The organism is Halofilum ochraceum (assembly GCF_001614315.2).
Lineage (GTDB): Bacteria > Pseudomonadota > Gammaproteobacteria > XJ16 > Halofilaceae > Halofilum > Halofilum ochraceum.
The window spans coordinates 65,220-82,405 of the sequence record NZ_LVEG02000016.1; the positions used below are offsets into that span (position 1 = coordinate 65,220).

Here is a 17,186-nt window from a genome sequence, read left to right on the forward strand (position 1 = left end):
GAGAACCATCAACCGAACATCCGGGCAAGAAGGCCTTAGCCCTGCCCCCCAGCTCGCTCGGCAGCCTTGCCGCGCAGGCGGATACCGAGTTCGCGCAGCTGCGCCTCGTTGACCGTGGAAGGCGCCGCGGTCAGCGGGCAGCTCGCGGTCTGCGTCTTCGGGAAGGCCATGACGTCGCGGATCGACGCCGCCCCGGTCATGAGCATGACCAGGCGATCGAGGCCGAAGGCGATGCCACCGTGCGGCGGTGCGCCGTACTCGAGCGCATCGAGCAGGAAGCCGAACTGTTCGCGCGCGCTGTCGAGGCCGATCCCCAGCACCTCGAGCGCCGCTTCCTGCAGGCCGCGGTCATGGATACGGATCGAGCCGCCGCCCAGTTCCGTGCCATTGAGCACCATGTCGTAGGCGCGCGAGAGCGCCTGCTTCGGATGCGCGCGCAGTTCGTCGGGATTGTCGACGGCGGGCGCGGTGAACGGGTGGTGCAGCGGTGTCCAGGCGTTGGCGCTGTCGTCCCACTCGAACATCGGGAAGTCGACCACCCACAGCGGGCACCACGCGCGCTGCACGAAGCCGCGGTCGTGACCGATCTTCACGCGCAGCGCACCCAGCGCGTCATTGACGATCCGCGCCTTGTCGGCACCGAAGAAGATCAGGTCGCCGCCGGTCGCCGCGGTGTGCTCCAGCAGCGTCTCGATGACGTCGTCCGGCAGGAACTTCAGGATCGGCGACTGCAGGCCCTCGCGGCCCTGCCCCCGCTCATTGACCTTGATGTAGGCGAGGCCCTTCGCGCCATAGCGGCCCACGAACTCGGTGTACTCGTCGATCTCCTTGCGCGTCATGGCCGCGCCACCGGGCACGCACAGGGCAGCCACGCGGCCATCCGGGTCGTTCGCCGGGCCGGAGAAGACCTTGAAGTCCACGTCCGTCATCAGGCCCGCGACCTCGATCAGTTCGAGCGGGATGCGCAGGTCCGGTTTGTCGGAGCCGAAGCGGTGCATCGCCTCCTTGTAGGTCATGCGCGGGAACGGATCGGGCAGCGGCTCCTCCAGCACATGCGTGAACAGATCGCGCATCATCCGCTCGGCCATATTCATGACGTCGTCTTCCTCGACGAACGCCATCTCCATATCGAGCTGGGTGAATTCGGGCTGACGGTCGGCGCGCAGGTCCTCGTCGCGGAAGCAGCGCGTGATCTGGTAGTAGCGGTCCATGCCGCTGACCATCAGCAACTGCTTGAACAGCTGCGGGGACTGCGGCAGCGCGAAGAAGGAACCCGCGTGGGTCCGGCTCGGCACGAGGTAGTCGCGCGCGCCCTCGGGGGTCGCCCGCGTGAGCATCGGCGTCTCGATATCGATGAACCCGTCGTCCTCGACGAAGCGCCGGATGCGCGAGGTGATCGCGGCGCGCAGGCGCAGCTTCTGCTGCATCTCCGGGCGGCGCAGGTCGACGTAGCGGTACTTCAGCCGGTGTTCCTCGCCGACATCCCATTCGTCGAGCTGGAACGGGGGCGTCTTCGCCCGGTTCACGACCTCCAGCTCCGTGCCCAGCACCTCGATCGAGCCCGTGGTCAGGTCCGGATTCTCGGTCCCCGCCGGCCGCGCGCGCACCTGGCCTTTGACGTGGATGACGTACTCGCTGCGGATCTGCTCGGCGATGCGGAAGATGTCCGCCCGGTCGGGATCGAACACGACCTGGATCAGCCCCGTGTGATCGCGCAGATCGACGAAGATGACCCCGCCGTGGTCGCGGCGGCGGTGGATCCAGCCGGAGAGTTCAACGGTCGAGTCGATGGCGGCGCTGTCGAGCGTGCCGCAGAGATGGCTGCGCATGGTACTGGGCCCTGTTCGCGGGGTCTGACGGAGGGTGCGGAAGGGTACCGGCTTGCCGCCGTCACCGCAATTCCGGCGGGGGTTCTGGCGGCCGAATCCGGGACTGGGGGTTGATCCGGCGTGGGTTTGGGTTCTCGCCAAGACGCCAAGGGCGCGAAGGAACGCAAAGAATACCGCGGCATTGCAGGAGCGAGCTTGCTCGCGATTGTGCCCGTATTGCGCCTCGGCTTTTAGAGCATCCTTGCAGACCCCACGGCCTCTACACCGGCCGCCGCAGGCAAGCACCGCGTTGCCAGCATCATCGCGAGCAAGCTCGCTCCTACAGTTTTTCTTCGCGTCCCTTGGCGTCCTTGGCGCCTTGGCGAGAACCAGAATCCACGGTTCGCGTCTGCACCGCACCAGCGCTACCCTTTCCCGGTACCGAAAGGAGTCCAGCCCATGGCATCACCTCGAACCCTGCTGATTACCGGTTGCTCGAGTGGGATCGGGTATCACTGCGCACATGCGATGGCGGAGCGCGGTTGGCGGGTGTTCGCCACGGCGCGGGACCCCGACGATGTCGCGCGACTCGAAAGTGAAGGGCTGGAGTCGCTGGTGCTCGACCTCAACGACTCATGGAGTATCCATGTCGCGTTCGACGAGGTTCTGGCACGCACCGGTGGCTCGCTCGACGCGCTGTTCAACAACGGCGCCTATGGCCAGCCCGGCGCGGTCGAGGACCTCTCGCGCAACACGCTCAGGGCGCAGTTCGAGACCAACGTGTTCGGCTGGCTGGAGCTGACCAATCGCGTCTTGCCGACCATGCGGGCGCAGGGGCACGGGCGGATCGTGCAGAACTCGTCGGTGCTCGGGCTGGTGGCGCTGAAGTGGCGCGGCGCCTACAACGCCAGCAAGTTCGCGATCGAGGGCCTGACCGACACGATGCGCCTGGAACTGGCCGGCAGCGGCGTCCACGTCAGCCTGATCGAACCGGGGCCGATCACCAGCCGATTCCGTGACAACGCCCTCGAGGCGTTCGATCGCCGCATCGACAGCGACCGCAGTGTCCATCACGCCCACTACGAGCGCATGGAGGACCGGCGGCGGCGTCCCCAGAAGCCCACGCCGTTCACGCTTGGCCCCGAAGCCGTCCAGAAACGCCTCGTCCACGCCCTGGAAAGCCGCTGGCCGCAACGACGCTACCCGGTCACCTTCCCCACTTACCTCTTCGCCGCCCTGCGCCGCGTCCTCCCGACCCGCGTACTCGACCGCATCCTGGCTCGTGCCAGCGACTGACCGGGGGAGAAAGAAAGAACCACGAATGAACACGAATGGACACGAATGCTGCCGCAGGGTTTATCAAGTTTCAGGGAGCTTCGCTGTTATGGCGTTGTGTATGACGCGCAAACTGCATAACCCAAAAATGAACGAAAAATCGACGAAAAATAGTTGATCGCTGGCCGTGACTTCAGCCTCAAATCCAGCGCATTACTATTTTTTGTATATCTTTTGTTCATTTTTTGGTTATCAGAACAGGCAAAATCCCCCGCAGCGTCACAGCGAAGCTCCCGCGCGCTCGACGAGCCCTGCGGCAGCATTCGTGTCCATTCGTGTTCATTCGTGGTTCCCGCCTTTTATTCAGCGGCGACGAATCCCCGTTCAGCGATCAGCCGGCGGACGTGGGTGTCGGTTTCTTCGGGGGTGAGTTCGTGGAGTTGGCCATCGATGCGGGCGGCGATGCCGGTTTCGGTGACCATGTAGTCGAAGGGGATGTCGTGGGGTTGCGGGTGGATGGTCTCGAGGCGCGCGACTTCATGACCGAGGCCGACGCTGATCGGTTTGGTCTCCATGGCCGCCAGGGTGCGGTCGAAGTAGCCGCCGCCGTAGCCAAGGCGATAGCCCTCCGGGTCGAAGCCGACGACCGGGACCAACGCGGCCTGCGGGATTCGTTCCGGGGTATCGACGGGGTACGGGATGTCATACACGCCCGCCTCCATCGGGGCGCCGGGCCACCAGTGGCGGAATACCAGCGGCGTGCGCGGCGCGACCACGACCGGCAGGGCCGCGTCCGAACCGACCGCGCGCCAGCGGCGGACGGCGAAGCGGGCGTCGGGCTCGCCGCGGAACGGCCAGCAGAAACCGATGCAGAGGCCACCCAGCGCACCAAAGCCGGCGCGCAGCCAGTCGTCGATCCGCTGGTTGCGCGCGGCCCGGTCCTTCGCGTCCAGGGCCTCGCGGGTGTCGATGCGATCCCGTCGGACCTCGCGCCGCCAGGCCTGCCAGTCGAACTCGTACGCCCCATCCTCTTTCATGTCAGTTTACGCCCCAGGTGACACGTGACCCGACGCTCAGACCGAACATCTCGGCCGCGCTGCCGCGATTGACGGCGATCTCGACCAGGTCCATGGAATTGACCAGCCAGAGGGCTTCCCCCGGCGCCGCGTCCGCGAACGTACGCCGATGCGAGAGACAGCGCCCGGCCACGTTGAGCACGGGCACAATCCGGTTACGGGGCGGACGCAGCCCCGTAACCGCATTGCCGAAGGCGTCAATATAGATGATCGCCTCGCGGTCCGCCGCGGTGTCGTCCGGGTATTCGGTCAACGGCAGCGCGCGGCCGGGTACCGAGCCCCCCTGCGCGATCTCGGCGGCCACCGGCGCGAACAGATCGCGACCGTGGAAGGTGACCGATTGCCGTTCGGGGGCGCGCGTGATGCGCCACCGGCGGGTGTCCGTCGCGCGGGCGGAGACGACGTCGAACAGACCATTGTCCGGGCCGACAAACCATTGCCCATCGGCCTCCACGACGACCGGCGCACGCGCCGTCCCGACGCCCGGATCGATCACGCCCACGAAGACCGTCCCGGCGGGCATCGATGGGACCAGCGCGGCCAGCAGGTGCGCCGACGCCAGCGGATCGAACGCGGGCGCGTCATGCATGAGATCGATGACCGGATCGGTGACGCCGGCGCGCGCGAGCACGGCGTGCATCTGCCCGACATACGGTCCGGACCAGCCGAAATCGGTGAACAGGGCGATCATGCGGCAGTCCCGGTCAGCCCCCGATCAGTCGCCGTAGCGATCCGCGAGCGCGTGGTACCGGCCGAACCCGACGGCCTCGGTCAGATCCGCGAAATCGAGCACCCCGCTCGGGGTCTCGCCCGCGCCGATCTCCGCCAGGCTGAGCCGCATCGCGCGGATCGCGGCCGAAAGCTGGGTCAGCGGATACACGGCGATGCGATAGCCCAGCGCCTGCAGCCGCTCAGGCGGCAACACCGGGGTCCGGCCGTGCTCGATCATGTTGGCCATCTTCGGGCCGGGCACGGCATCGCAGTACGCGGCCATCTCGGACTCATCCTCCGGCGCCTCGAGGAAGGTGATGTCCGCGCCCATCTCGGCGAACCGCCGGGCCCGGTCGATCGCCTCCTCGAGACCCAGCGGACCGCGGGCGTCGGTGCGCGCCATGATCAGGATATCGGCGCCTTCGTCACGCGCATCAAGCGCGGCCTGCAGCCGCGTCTCGGCCTCGGCGCGCGGCACGACCTGCTTGCCCTGGGTGTGGCCGCAGCGCTTCGGGCTCACCTGGTCCTCGAGCATGATGCAGGCGAAACCGGCATGGGCGTACGCCTGCACGGTACGGCGGACACTCACGGCGTTGCCGAAGCCGGTATCGCCATCGCCGATCACGGGCAGGTTCGTAGCCGCGCAGATCTCGCGGCCGCGATCGAGCATCTCGCCGAGCGACATCAAGCCCGCGTCCGGACCGGCGAGATGCGAGGCCGAGACGGCGAAGCCGCTCATGAACGCCAACGGGAAACCGGCCTCCTCGATCAGGCGCGCCGACATGCCGTCGAATGCCCCGGGCATCTGCAGCAGGCGATCTTCGTGCAGCCGGGCGCGGAGCCGGTTGGCGGGGGATTCGGTGGCCATATCAGGACTCCGCGCGGCCGCGGCGGCGACGCTGCCCGCGGCCGCCCGAGGCGCCGTGGCCGGTCGCACCGGCGCCCGGATCCAGGTCGCCGCCGTACTGCGCCCGGGCACCGGTAGAGACCTCGCCCAGACGCGCAGTGATCGTGTCGATGTCCGGCACCGGGCCGCGCTCGCGCGTATCGAGCGCCGTGCGCATGGCCCGGATGTGCTCGGGCGTCGTGCCGCAGCAGCCGCCGACGATCGATACGCCGGCATCGCGCGCGAGGACCGCGTATTCGGCCATCAGCTCCGGGGTCCCGTTGTAGACGATCCGATCGCCGTGCCACTCGGGGATGCCGCAGTTCGCCTTGGCGATCAGCAGCGACTCCGGATCCGCCGCGTCGCGCATGTTCACGATCGCGATCAGCAATTCCGAAGCACCGACGCCGCAGTTGGAACCGAAGGCGGTCGGTGCGTGCTCGCCGTGGGCGCAATGATCGGCAAAGGCGTGCGGCGTGATCCCCATCATCGTGCGGCCGTTGGTATCGAAACTGACCGTGCACACGACCGGCAGGCCGGTTGAACGCGCCGCCTCGATCGCGGCATCGACCTCTTCGCGCGCGGACAGCGTTTCGATCCAGAGCACGTCGACGCCACCGCGGGCCAGCGCCTCGGCCTGTTCGCGGAAGGCCTCAACGGCGAGTTCATGCGTCAGCGCGCCCAGCGGCTCGAACAGCTCGCCGGTCGGCCCCATGCTGCCGCCCACCAGCACCCTGCGCCCGGACTCATCCGCGACCTCGCGGGCGAGGCGCGCCGCCGCCTCGTTGATCTCGGCGACACGGTCCTCGTCCCCGTGCAGCTTGAGGCGATAACTCGTGCCACCGAAGGAGTTGGTCAGGAACACGTCGGAACCCGCGTCGACGAAACTGCGGTAGTGCGCTTTGACCTGCTCCGGTTGATCGATATTCCAGAGTTCCGGCGGTTCGCCGGTCTGCAGCCCGAGGGCGAACAGATTGGTACCGGTCGCGCCATCGGCGAGCAGTACACCGCGCTCCTGGAGCAGGTCGTGCAGTGGGTCGGACATCCAACTCTCCTCGATCAACCAGCCGATCATTGTAGCGGATCACCGGGCGTGAAAAATCATAATCGAGGAGCACGGCGCAGGCGGATAAGCGGCGATTCCATGGGCGCCATACGCATCTCCCGAGCGGGCCACTGACCACGTGTTCCCTTGTGGCGCTACCGGTGCCAGGGCAGAATCTGACCCAAAATCCAGCCCCGGTGCGGCGATCGGCCGCCCGCGCTCCCCATACGCTGTTTCCGGCCCGATCCGGCCGAGGAGTACTCACGATGGAAGTCGAACGTGAAGCCATGGAATACGATGTCGTGATCGTCGGCGCGGGCCCGTCCGGCCTGTCCGCGGCGATCCGGCTGTGCCAGCTCGCCGAAGAGACCGGCAACGAGATCAGCGTCGCGGTGCTGGAGAAAGGTTCCGAGGTGGGCGCCCATATCCTCTCCGGTGCAGTCCTCGAACCGACCGCGCTGAACGAACTCATCCCGGACTGGAAAGAGAAAGGTGCGCCGCTGCATTCACCGGTGACGGACGAGAAGTTCATGGTCCTGGGCAAGCAGTCGGCCATCAACGTGCCGATCTCCCTGTTGCCGCGGCAGATGCACAACGAGGGCAACTATGTCGTCTCGATGGGCAACGTCTGCCGCTGGCTGGGCGAGCAGGCCGAGGCGCTGGGGGCCGAGATCTACCCCGGCTTCGCCGCCCAGGAGGCCCTGCTTCACGACGACGGCAGCATCAAGGGCGTGCGCACCGGCGATATGGGGATCGGCCGCGAGTGGCAGCAGAAGGATTCGTTCGAGCCCGGCATTGAACTGCATGCGAAGTACACGCTGTTCGCCGAGGGCTGCCGCGGCCATATCAGCAAGCAGCTGATCGAACAATTCGGCCTGCGCGAAGATCGCGACCCACAGACCTACGGGATCGGCATCAAGGAACTCTGGGAGATCGATCCCGCCAAGCATAAGCAGGGCACGGTGATCCATACCGCCGGCTGGCCGATGGACACGAAGACCTGGGGCGGGTCGTTCCTGTATCACCTGGAGGACAACCAGGTGTATGTCGGTTACGTGATCGGGCTCGACTACCAGAACCCGCATATGTATCCGTTCAAGGAGTTCCAGCGCTTCAAGACCCACCCGGCGATCCGGGAGACGCTCGAAGGCGGGCGCCGCGTGAGCTATGGCGCACGCGCACTGAACGAGGGCGGGCTGCAATCCGTACCCAGACTGGTCTTCCCCGGCGGCGCCCTGATCGGCTGCTCGGCCGGCTTCCTCAACGTGCCCAAGATCAAGGGCAACCATACCGCCATGAAGACCGGCATGATGGCCGCGGAGAGCATCGCCGAGGCGCTGGCCCAGGGCGAGAACGCGCCGGCCACGCTGACGGGCTATGAAGAGCGTTACCGCAACTCATGGGTCTGGAAGGAGTTGCACGAGGCCCGCAACTTCCGCCCGGCGGCATCGAATTTCGGCATGGTGCTGGGGTCGCTCTACAGCGGCCTGGATCTGAAGATCTTCCGCGGCAAACTGCCCTGGACCCTGCACCACAAACACGCGGACCACGAGACCCTGAAACCGGCGGAGCGGATGCCGAAAATCGAGTATCCCAAGCCGGACGGCATCGTCAGTTTCGATCTGAACTCGAGCGTGTATCTCACGAACACGTTCCACGAGGAAGACCAGCCGGTTCACCTGACCCTCAAGGACGACTCGATTCCGGTGAACTACAACCTCGCGTACTACGACGCCCCGGAGCAGCGCTATTGCCCGGCGGGCGTGTACGAGATCGTACGTGACGACGATGGCTCGAATCCGCGGCTGCAGATCAACGCCCAGAACTGCATCCACTGCAAGACCTGCGACATCAAGGATCCTTCGCAGAACATCCACTGGATCGCGCCGGAAGGCGGCGGCGGACCGAACTACCCGAATATGTAGCCGGGCATCCTGTCCGCGCGTTTACCGCCGGCAAACGATCGCGAGCAAGCTCGCTCCTACATGAATCCTGCGACCACGCCGTGAGTTACACCTGTAGGAGCGAGCTTGCTCGCGATCAGTCCGTGTCGGTCGGTCGATCGTGATACCCGCCTGTCTCAGGCTTCCTGAACATTGCGGATGAACACGACGTGCGTTTCTTCGCCGTCATGGTCGACGTGCTGGACATCCAGAACGGCCGGGAACGCCCAGCCATCGCGCCGCACCAACCGGGTTTCGACCGTGACCGAGCGCTGCAGGCGAACGAACGCCCAGTTGCGCGCCCAGGCATCCCGGTCGACCAGGCCACCGGCATCGAGGGCGCCGGTGGACAGCTGCAGCATCTCTTCACGCGAGTACCCCAGCAGATCGGCGGCCGCCTGGCTCACCCACGCGATCGAGCCATCGGCGCGGGACTGCAGAACCGGTCCGGGGTAGTGTTCCAGACCAAGCTCGCCCCGTTCCGTTGGCGCCACGATGCGGTGCGATTGCATCACGTCGAACAGCGTGATCAGCCAGGCGGGATTGCGGCCCCAGACGGTCGGCTTGACCGTCATTTCCACCGGCAACCCGCCTTTGATGGTCGGATCCGGTCCCGGCAAACGGACGGGGCCGTCCGTCAGTGGCAGCAACCCCATCTCGCGGCCGATCAGATCATCGGCGCGCCCCCCGAACATCCGGCCGGCCTCCGGATTCGCGAAACAGGCGCGCCCCGTGTGACCGTGAATCACGAGCTTGCCTACGGGCGACATCTCGAGCGCAAAGAGGAATTCCGCCGCATCCCGCTCCGGTACCGCGGTCGACCGATACTGCCGTTGCGAGAGATCCGACGTCACGGCAACGGTGTGGGTGACCCGCTCATCCACACCCGGGACCGGCGTAACCTCGATCCGATTATCGAACGCGCTGCCGTCGCGCCGAAAATTGCGGAGCACCACCGTGCAGGGCTCGCCCCGCGCGAGCGCCCCGGCCAGACGCCAACGCGCGGGCTGGTCGCGATCGTCGCCCTGCAGGAAGCGCGCGTTGCGGCCGATGATCTCACCGGGGCTGTAGCCACTGATGCGGCAGAAGGTGCGATTGACGTACTGGATCGGCGCATCGGACGAATACGCATCGGCGATCATCAGCCCGCGGCGCCCTGCGTTGGATCCCGCGGTGAGCGGTGTCGGCGCCAACTGCCCGAGATGGCGTCGCAGCGCCGCCGTCACGCATCGAAGAAGTGTCGGAATCCCGTCATAACGAACCGAGCGCGAACCGGCACCGGCGAACAGGACGTATCGATAACCCGGTTCCCGACCCAATGGCTGCATGGCCACGAATCGGAATCCAGGCGGTGCGTCCGCGCCATCGGCGAGCATGACGATGGCCGGGTGCCCTTCATCGGGCGCACGTCGCACGATCCGGGTGCGTGCGACCGAGCTCACGCGGTCATAGTCCCCGAACCAGCGCACGGGTCGCCCCGAATCCGCGCATATCAGTCCCGCACAGCCCGTGCGTTCACCGACCGCCCGCACCAGATCCTCCACCACGGGGGCCATTACTCCATCCACGCGTGAAACGCCTCCTCAACCGCCGCGTTTACCATGTGGGCCGCGCGACGAGCATCGCGGGCCTCCTATCGTCCCCGGCAACGCAAAATCCAGGCCAATAGCCACACTTTCATGGACCTGCCCGGATCATCGGGAATGATATACTCCGCGACCGCCCGCCGCTCGGCGATCGTTCAAGCACGATAATGGACACCCCCATGAACGAGCGCAGCCCGTTGTCGCACGTAAGCTCTTCCGAGCACCCTGGCGAGATGCTGCCGGCCGAGGCCCATGCGCGACAGCACGCCCGCGTCCGCAAGGCGCATGAAACGGAACTTGTGGAGGACTACGTCGAGCTGATCGCGGACCTGATCGACGCCAAGGGCGAAGCGCGGGCGGTCGAGATTGCCCGGCGCATGGACGTGCGTCAGGCGACGGTGGCGAAAATGATCCGGCGGCTGCGCGAGCATGGCCTCGTCACCAGCGAACCCTATCGCGCCGTTTTCCTCACCGAGGCCGGCCGCGAGATGGCGGAGACGTCACGCACGCGTCACAGTGTCGTGCTGGCGTTCCTGCGTTGGCTGGGCGTGTCCGAGGAAACGGCGCTGCAGGACGCCGAGGGCATGGAGCATCACGTCAGCGATGAGACGCTCGCCGCCATGCGCGCGCGGATGGGGCAGGAAGACGACACGGAGCGCTGAGCGGGCCGCCGCTTACTAAGCTTCCATCAGTTCGCCTGCCGGCCCAGCCCGCGCCCGCCGCCGCGCGCCGATTCCGGCTCCCCGGCGATCGACGCCAGCGTCCCGGCATCCAGGACCCGTACCCGCCGCCGTTCGACCGCGATCACCCCCTCCTCCGACAGACGCCCGAGCAGGCGCGACACCGTCTCCAGGGCGAGCCCCAGATAACTGGCGATATCGTCTCGCGACATGGGCAGACGGAAGTCCTCACCGGGGTAGCCCGCCACATGCAGGCGCTCGCTCAGGCTATGCAGGAACAGGGCCAGACGGGCCCGCGCGGTCCGGCGGCCGAGGGCCACCAGGTGCTGATGGTCCTGCACCAGTTCACGACTGATGATCCGCAGCATCTGATGCTGCAGCCCCGGGACATGACTCGCCACGTCCTCCAGCTGTTCGAACGGCACGGCGCAGACATTGGTCCGTTCCAGGGCGACGGCATCGCAATGGTGGAGACCATCGCTGATCGCATCGAGGCCGAGCAGTTCTCCGGGCAGGTGAAAACCGATCACCTGCTCCTCGCCGTCGGTCGCGGGATGGGTGGTGCGGATACAGCCGGCCCGAACGACGAACAGATTGCTGAAGGTATCTCCTGCCCGGAAGAGACCGTCCCCCGTTTTCAGGGGCAGGCGCGACCGCACGACGGCGTCAAGGCGCTCCAGATCATTGCCGGATATCCCCGCCGGCAGGCACAGGGAACGCAGGGAACAGCCGGCGCAGGAGCGGCGCAGCCGCCCCAGGTCGACCACGCCTTCCTTGTCGTCCGTCATCGGACCTCCCGGGTGGCCCCACATCAGCGGCCCGACTCTAGCGACTGCGCCCCATCAGGCGCAAATGACTCTATGGGCACTATACATCACCGGCCTGGACGCGGTGACCGTCAGTCGGCAGCGCCCCGAGAAAAGGAAAAAGCCGCCCGGAAGGCGGCTTTTCCTGATCGGTCATGCGCAGGGCGGTGAGACCGTAAGCCCCGGGGGGCCGAACTACCCGTCGAGGGCCTTGTCCAGTTCCGGCAATGCCTCGAACAGATCGGCGACCAGCCCGTAATCGGCGACCTCGAAGATCGGGGCCTCGGAGTCCTTGTTGATCGCGACGATCACCCGGGACTCCTTCATGCCGGCCATATGCTGGATGGCGCCGGAGATGCCGACGGCGATGTACAGGTCGGGTGCCACCACCTTGCCGGTCTGCCCGACCTGATAGTCGTTCGGCACATAGCCGGCATCGACCGCGGCCCGGCTCGCACCGACGGCGGCGCCCATCTTGCCGGCGAGGCTTTCGATCAGCTGGAAGTTCTCGGCCGAGCCCACACCACGGCCACCGGATACGACGATCCGCGCCGTGGTCAGTTCCGGACCTTCCGACTCGGACAGGTCGGCGCCGACGAACCGGGCGAGACCCGCATCCGAGCCGGCGTCGATCGACTCGACGCTGGCCGAACCGCCGCCCGGTTCGACCGCCTCGAATGACGTGGCCCGGACCGTGATCAGCTTGGTCGCATCGGTGGACTGCACGGTCGCCATGGCGTTGCCGGCGTAGATCGGCCGCACGAAGGTGTCTTCCGAGACGACGGCCGAAATATCCGAGATCTGCTGGATATCGAGCCGCGCCGCCACGCGCGGCATGATGTTCTTGCCGCCGGTAGTGGCCGCGGCCAGCACGTAGTCGTAATCGCCCGCGAGCCGCTCGATGATCGGGGCGACGTTCTCGGCGACGTGGTTCTCAAGGTGATCGCCCTCGGCCAGCAGCACCTTGCGCACGCCCTCGATCGAAGCCGCGTGCTGCGCCGCGTCGGCGCAGTTGTTACCGGTGACCAGGATATCGATGTCACCGCCGATCTCCCGCGCGCAGGCGATCGCCGAGAGCGTGCCCGACTTCAGCTCGGTGTGGTCGTGTTCCGCATAAACCAGAATGGCACTCATTGGATCACCTTCGCTTCGTTGCGGAGCTTGTCGATGAGTTCATCGACGCTCGATACCTTGACGCCACCCGCGCGCGCCGGCGGCTCCTCGACCTTCAACTGCTTGAGGTGCGGCGTGACATCGACGCCGAGATCGGCCGCGGTGCTCTGCTCGATCGGCTTCTTCTTGGCCTTCATGATGTTCGGCAGCTTCGGATAACGCGGCTCGTTGAGCCGCAGATCCACCGTGGCGATCGCCGGCAGCGGCAGTTCCAGGCTCTCGAGACCGCCATCGACTTCACGCGTTACCGTCACCGAGCCGTCACCCGGCTCGAGCTTCGAGATCGACGTGCCCTGGGCCCAGCCACGCAGCGCCGCCAGCATCTGCCCGGTCTGGTTCGAATCGTCGTCGATGGCCTGTTTGCCCAGCAGGACCAGGTCCGGTGATTCCTGGTCGCAGACGGCGCTCAGGAGCTTGGCCACGGCGAGCGGCTCGACACCCGCGTCGGCCTCGATGTGCATGGCGCGATCGACACCCATGGCGAGTGCGGTGCGCAGCTGTTCCTGCGCCTGCTGCGGCCCGATGGTCACGGCCACGACCTCGGTCGCGGTGCCGGCTTCCTTGAGGCGGACGGCCTGCTCGACGGCGATCTCGTCGAACGGGTTCATCGACATCTTGATGTTGTTGGTCTCGACGCCGGAGCCGTCACTCTTGACGCGCACCTTGACGTAGGCGTCGACCACTCGCTTTACCGGTACAAGTACTTTCATGTCACACCTGCAGGTTTGAGGAACCGGATGCTGCCGCCCCGGCCGCTATACGATCGCGCGCATGCCCGACCGGCGCCCGGGGCCCTTGAGAATTCGAATGTGCCGCGGTGACTCCCGGGGCGTCGTCCACCCGGCAACGCGGGCCCACGGCGTCGCCGATCGACGAACGGCCTGGGCGGCGCGGCCGCCTTTCGCGCCCGCGGGCAGACTCGGGATTCAATCACAGCCGACGTTGCGCCACAAATCCCGCGACCACGCAACGGCCCGGCGGAACCGGACGCGCAGGCGCGCAGTCTAGCCAACCGGCGTCCGACGACATCGACCGATAACGACGGTCATTTTCAAAAATGCGTCACCCGCCGATCCCGCTGCGCCGGGACCGGGATCCAGCCAGCGACGCGCGGGATCCCGGTCGCTATACTCGCGCACCGCAGAACGGGCTAGCCAATCGGAGTTCTTATGGGCGAGACGGATATCGACGGCCGCGCACTGGCCACGGAAATCCTCACCGACGTCGGCGAACGCATCGCCCGCCTCAAGGCGGCGGGCTGGTTCCCGAAGCTGGTATCGATCAGTGTCGGCGACAACCCGGCCGCGGCGTTCTACGTGCGTAACCAGCGCCGGCGCTGCGAGCAGGTGGGCATCGAGTTCGAAGAACGGCAGTACCGCGACGACATCACGCCCGAGGAGCTGTATGCGGCCATCTGGGCGCTGAACGCGGATCCGCGGGTGACCGGCATCATCATCCAGCGCCCGGTACCGGCGAGCCTCTCGATCAAGCGGCTGCAGGCCGCCATCGATCCCCTCAAGGACGTCGAGGGCATGCACCCGACCTCGATCGGCAACATCGTCTACCAGGAACTCGACCTCGCACCGTGTACCGCGATGGCTTCGGTCGAGCTCCTGCGCCGGACCGGCGTCCAGCTGGAGGGTCTGGAGGCGACGATCATCGGCCACTCGGAGATCGTCGGCAAACCGATCGCCTTCCTGTTGATGGCCGAGGGCGCCACGGTCACGGTCTGTCACCACATGACCCGTGATGTGGGACTGCATTCCCGCCGCGCGGACGCGGTGTTCGTCGCGGTCGGCAAACCGGACCTGCTCAACGGCGACATGATCCGCCCGGGTGCCACCGTGATCGACATCGGCATCAATCAGGTCAGGGATGCCGAGGGCAACGAGCGCATTGTCGGCGACTGCAACTACGATTCCTGTGCCCAGACCGCCGGCTGGATCACCCCGGTTCCCGGCGGCGTCGGTCCCGTGACCGTCTCCATTCTCATGCGCAACGCCGCGGTGGCGACCCAGCGCCTCAAGGACCACTACGAGAGCCAGTTGCACCGCCGCCTCTGACGCCTCGGGCAATCTGCACGTCGCCATTGCGCCAGACCCGGGCGAGCTGGCGGCGGCATACTCAAGGGTTGATGCCGCGCCGCGATTGGCGTCGGCCGCTCACCACACCTACCATCGGTGGGCAGTACGCACGCCAGAGCGTCGCGTCACCACCGCAGGCGCCGTAACGGGAGATCGAGGAAATGAGCGAAAAACGACGCAGGGGTGGCGGCGGCCGCGCCGCCAGGCAGGCGGCACGCACCGGCGCCGCATCGGCCAGCGAGCTGCCCTACGTAACGCGCAACGTGCCCTACTACGAGCCGCTTTCCGAAGAGGCGCTGAGCACGATCGAGCAGAACGCGGATACGGTTCTCGAAGAGATCGGGATCGATTTCCGCGATGATCCCGAGGCCCTGCAGCTGTGGCGTGACGCCGGGGCCGAGGTCGACGGTGAACGCGTCCGCATGCCGCGCGGCATGGCCCGCAAGCTGATCCAGGACAGCGCGCCGTCTGAATTCACCCAGCATGCTCGCAACAGCGAGCGCAGCGTCCAGATCGGCGGCAAGAACACCGTCTTCGTTCCGGGCTATGGCAGCCCGTTCGTGCGCGATCTCGACAACGGCCGTCGTTACGGCAAGCTCGAGGACTTCCAGAACCTGGTGAAGCTCGCGTACATGAGCCGCTCGCTGCACCACTCCGGTGGCACCATCTGCGAGCCCGTGGACCTGCCGGTCAATAAACGCCACCTGGACATGGTCTACAGCCACCTGAAGTACAGTGACAAGTGCTTCATGGGCTCGGTGACCCACCCCGACCGCGCGCAGGACACGGTCGAGATGGCGAAGATCGTGTTCGGCGAGGAGTTCGTCGCCAACAACTGCGTGATCGCCAGCCTGATCAACGCCAACTCCCCGATGGTCTTCGACGACACCATGCTCGGCGCGGCCCGAGTCTACGCAAGGAATAACCAGGCCTGCATCATCTCGCCGTTCATCCTCGCCGGCGCCATGTCGCCGGTCACGATCATGGCAACGCTGACGCAGATCCTGGCCGAGGCGATGGCGGGCATGGCATTCACGCAGCTCGTGAAGCCGGGCGCCCCGGTGGTCTTCGGCACCTTCGCCAGCTCCATGTCGATGCAGTCGGGCGCACCGACCTTCGGTACGCCGGAACCGGCGCTGGTGCTGTACGGTGCGGCCAACCTGGCGCGCCGCCTCGGCGTCCCGTTCCGCTCCGGCGGCTCGCTGACCGCGTCGAAGATCCCGGACGCGCAGGCCGCAACCGAGTCGACCAACACGATCGTCGCGACCGGCCTCGCCGGCGTGAACTTTGCCCTGCACTCGGCGGGCTGGGTCGAAGGCGGACTGACCATGAGCTACGAGAAGTTCATGCTCGATGTCGACCAGCTCGGCATGGTCCAGACCTTCCTCAACGGCGTCGACACGTCCGAGAACGGCCAGGGCATGGACGCACTGCGCGAGACGGGCCCGGGCAAGCACTTCCTCGGCAGTACGCACACGCAGGCCAATTTCGAGCACGCCTTCTACCGTTCGACGGTGGCGGACAACAACAGCTTCGAGCAGTGGGAGTCCGAAGGCAGCCTCGACGCGGCCCAGCGCGCCAACAAGATGTGGAAGAAGAGGCTGGCCGAGTACGAGGCCCCGCCGATGGACCCGGCCATCGACGAGGCCCTGCTCGACTACGTCAACCGCAAAAAGGCCGAGTTCCCGGACGCCAATTACTGAGGCGACCGGTCAACCGACGCGAAAAGGGGCGCCCATCGTGGTGCCCCTTTTTTTATGCCCTGCAACGAAATTCCTGAACCACGAATGAACACGAATGGACACGAATGGACACGAATGGACACGAATGGACACGAATGCTGCCGCTTGGCTGATCAGCCGTGGAGGAGCGTCGCTGAAAGGGTGGTGGCTATGACGCGTGGGATGAGAACCACGGATGAACACAGATAGACACAGATAAGGTCAAAAACGGTGCTGAGGTGGAATCACACGTCAGGGGCTGAATCAGCCGACTTTGACTTTCATCTGTGTTCATCCGTGGTTCAAAAAGACTCGATTCGCCGCAAACGTTGCAGCGAAGCTCCCGGGAGCCATAGAGGCCCTGCGGCAGCATTCGTGTCCATTCGTGTTCA

Annotated in this window: 14 protein-coding genes; 5 read left to right on the plus strand and 9 right to left on the minus strand. The window is 66.3% G+C overall.

The window, feature by feature from the left end; translation table 11 throughout:
* Nucleotides 1-35: 35 nt before the first annotated feature.
* Nucleotides 36-1,829: an aspartate--tRNA ligase gene (gene aspS, locus A0W70_RS13190; RefSeq protein WP_067563320.1), complete on the minus strand. Its 1,794-nt coding sequence runs from the start codon at nt 1,827-1,829 to the stop codon at nt 36-38.
* 438 nt (nt 1,830-2,267) lie between these two features.
* Between aspS and A0W70_RS13195 the strand changes: the two genes are divergently transcribed.
* A complete protein-coding gene (locus A0W70_RS13195; RefSeq protein WP_067563323.1) occupies nt 2,268-3,104 on the plus strand; it encodes an SDR family oxidoreductase in 837 nt (278 codons plus the stop codon).
* Nucleotides 3,105-3,442: 338 nt separating this feature from the next.
* Here A0W70_RS13195 and A0W70_RS13200 read toward each other — a convergent pair whose 3' ends face one another.
* The 4 genes from A0W70_RS13200 to bmt are packed head-to-tail and all read right to left on the minus strand — an operon-like array spanning nt 3,443 to nt 6,801.
* Entirely contained in the window at nt 3,443-4,120 is a 678-nt protein-coding gene (locus tag A0W70_RS13200) for a 5-formyltetrahydrofolate cyclo-ligase (RefSeq protein WP_070989434.1), read from the minus strand.
* 1 nt (nt 4,121) lies between these two features.
* On the minus strand, nt 4,122-4,850 hold the full coding sequence (locus tag A0W70_RS13205) for an SAM hydrolase/SAM-dependent halogenase family protein (protein ID WP_067563326.1): 729 nt from the start codon (nt 4,848-4,850) through the stop codon (nt 4,122-4,124).
* Nucleotides 4,851-4,874: 24 nt separating this feature from the next.
* A complete protein-coding gene (locus tag A0W70_RS13210; protein ID WP_067563414.1) occupies nt 4,875-5,738 on the minus strand; it encodes an isocitrate lyase/PEP mutase family protein in 864 nt (287 codons plus the stop codon).
* 1 nt (nt 5,739) lies between these two features.
* The gene (gene bmt / locus A0W70_RS13215; RefSeq protein WP_067563411.1) at nt 5,740-6,801 is read right to left on the minus strand and encodes a betaine--homocysteine S-methyltransferase; all 1,062 of its coding nucleotides are present in this window, start codon (nt 6,799-6,801) and stop codon (nt 5,740-5,742) included.
* A 266-nt stretch (nt 6,802-7,067) separates the two neighbouring features.
* Between bmt and A0W70_RS13220 the strand changes: the two genes are divergently transcribed.
* Nucleotides 7,068-8,726 carry an electron transfer flavoprotein-ubiquinone oxidoreductase gene (locus A0W70_RS13220; RefSeq protein ID WP_067563328.1) on the plus strand — a complete coding sequence of 553 codons (1,659 nt, stop codon included), beginning with the start codon at nt 7,068-7,070 and terminating at the stop codon, nt 8,724-8,726.
* Between the two features lie 155 nt (nt 8,727-8,881).
* On the opposite strand, the gene A0W70_RS13225 is transcribed toward A0W70_RS13220, so the two are convergent.
* Nucleotides 8,882-10,300, minus strand: a complete 1,419-nt coding sequence (locus tag A0W70_RS13225; RefSeq protein WP_067563330.1) for a PAS domain-containing protein — start codon at nt 10,298-10,300, stop codon at nt 8,882-8,884.
* A gap of 209 nt (nt 10,301-10,509) precedes the next feature.
* Between A0W70_RS13225 and mntR the strand changes: the two genes are divergently transcribed.
* Nucleotides 10,510-10,992, plus strand: coding sequence for a manganese-binding transcriptional regulator MntR (gene mntR / locus A0W70_RS13230; RefSeq protein WP_067563337.1), 483 nt, complete (start codon nt 10,510-10,512; stop codon nt 10,990-10,992).
* A gap of 26 nt (nt 10,993-11,018) precedes the next feature.
* On the opposite strand, the gene A0W70_RS13235 is transcribed toward mntR, so the two are convergent.
* The 3 genes from A0W70_RS13235 to A0W70_RS13245 all read right to left on the minus strand — a co-directional run bounded on the left by A0W70_RS13235 (nt 11,019) and on the right by A0W70_RS13245 (nt 13,699).
* Nucleotides 11,019-11,798 (minus strand): helix-turn-helix domain-containing protein, encoded by a 780-nt coding sequence (locus tag A0W70_RS13235; protein WP_067563345.1) that lies wholly within the window; start codon nt 11,796-11,798, stop codon nt 11,019-11,021.
* 213 nt (nt 11,799-12,011) lie between these two features.
* Complete coding sequence (locus A0W70_RS13240; RefSeq protein WP_067563350.1) at nt 12,012-12,950, minus strand: electron transfer flavoprotein subunit alpha/FixB family protein; 939 nt, start codon at nt 12,948-12,950, stop codon at nt 12,012-12,014.
* Nucleotides 12,947-13,699 carry an electron transfer flavoprotein subunit beta/FixA family protein gene (locus A0W70_RS13245; protein WP_067563354.1) on the minus strand — a complete coding sequence of 251 codons (753 nt, stop codon included), beginning with the start codon at nt 13,697-13,699 and terminating at the stop codon, nt 12,947-12,949. Before A0W70_RS13245 ends, A0W70_RS13240 begins: the two co-directional genes overlap by 4 nt.
* A 459-nt stretch (nt 13,700-14,158) precedes the next feature.
* On the opposite strand from A0W70_RS13245, the gene A0W70_RS13250 reads away from it, so the two are divergent.
* On the plus strand, nt 14,159-15,052 hold the full coding sequence (locus A0W70_RS13250) for a bifunctional 5,10-methylenetetrahydrofolate dehydrogenase/5,10-methenyltetrahydrofolate cyclohydrolase (RefSeq protein WP_067563357.1): 894 nt from the start codon (nt 14,159-14,161) through the stop codon (nt 15,050-15,052).
* A gap of 182 nt (nt 15,053-15,234) precedes the next feature.
* Nucleotides 15,235-16,776 carry a trimethylamine methyltransferase family protein gene (locus tag A0W70_RS13255; protein WP_067563361.1) on the plus strand — a complete coding sequence of 514 codons (1,542 nt, stop codon included), beginning with the start codon at nt 15,235-15,237 and terminating at the stop codon, nt 16,774-16,776.
* The last annotated feature ends 410 nt before the right edge of the window (nt 16,777-17,186 follow it).

What these genes read in the sequence shown, in the direction of transcription:
- mntR (WP_067563337.1), top strand. Translation starts at nt 10,510, where the DNA reads ATGAACGAGCGCAGCCCGTTGTCGCACGTAAGCTCTTCCGAGCACCCT.
- A0W70_RS13240 (WP_067563350.1), bottom strand. Translation starts at nt 12,950, where the DNA reads ATGAGTGCCATTCTGGTTTATGCGGAACACGACCACACCGAGCTGAAG.
- A0W70_RS13205 (WP_067563326.1), bottom strand. Translation starts at nt 4,850, where the DNA reads ATGATCGCCCTGTTCACCGATTTCGGCTGGTCCGGACCGTATGTCGGG.
- A0W70_RS13245 (WP_067563354.1), bottom strand. Translation starts at nt 13,699, where the DNA reads ATGAAAGTACTTGTACCGGTAAAGCGAGTGGTCGACGCCTACGTCAAG.
- A0W70_RS13250 (WP_067563357.1), top strand. Translation starts at nt 14,159, where the DNA reads ATGGGCGAGACGGATATCGACGGCCGCGCACTGGCCACGGAAATCCTC.
- A0W70_RS13220 (WP_067563328.1), top strand. Translation starts at nt 7,068, where the DNA reads ATGGAAGTCGAACGTGAAGCCATGGAATACGATGTCGTGATCGTCGGC.
- bmt (WP_067563411.1), bottom strand. Translation starts at nt 6,801, where the DNA reads ATGTCCGACCCACTGCACGACCTGCTCCAGGAGCGCGGTGTACTGCTC.
- A0W70_RS13200 (WP_070989434.1), bottom strand. Translation starts at nt 4,120, where the DNA reads ATGAAAGAGGATGGGGCGTACGAGTTCGACTGGCAGGCCTGGCGGCGC.
- aspS (WP_067563320.1), bottom strand. Translation starts at nt 1,829, where the DNA reads ATGCGCAGCCATCTCTGCGGCACGCTCGACAGCGCCGCCATCGACTCG.
- A0W70_RS13225 (WP_067563330.1), bottom strand. Translation starts at nt 10,300, where the DNA reads ATGGCCCCCGTGGTGGAGGATCTGGTGCGGGCGGTCGGTGAACGCACG.
- A0W70_RS13195 (WP_067563323.1), top strand. Translation starts at nt 2,268, where the DNA reads ATGGCATCACCTCGAACCCTGCTGATTACCGGTTGCTCGAGTGGGATC.
- A0W70_RS13235 (WP_067563345.1), bottom strand. Translation starts at nt 11,798, where the DNA reads ATGACGGACGACAAGGAAGGCGTGGTCGACCTGGGGCGGCTGCGCCGC.
- A0W70_RS13255 (WP_067563361.1), top strand. Translation starts at nt 15,235, where the DNA reads ATGAGCGAAAAACGACGCAGGGGTGGCGGCGGCCGCGCCGCCAGGCAG.
- A0W70_RS13210 (WP_067563414.1), bottom strand. Translation starts at nt 5,738, where the DNA reads ATGGCCACCGAATCCCCCGCCAACCGGCTCCGCGCCCGGCTGCACGAA.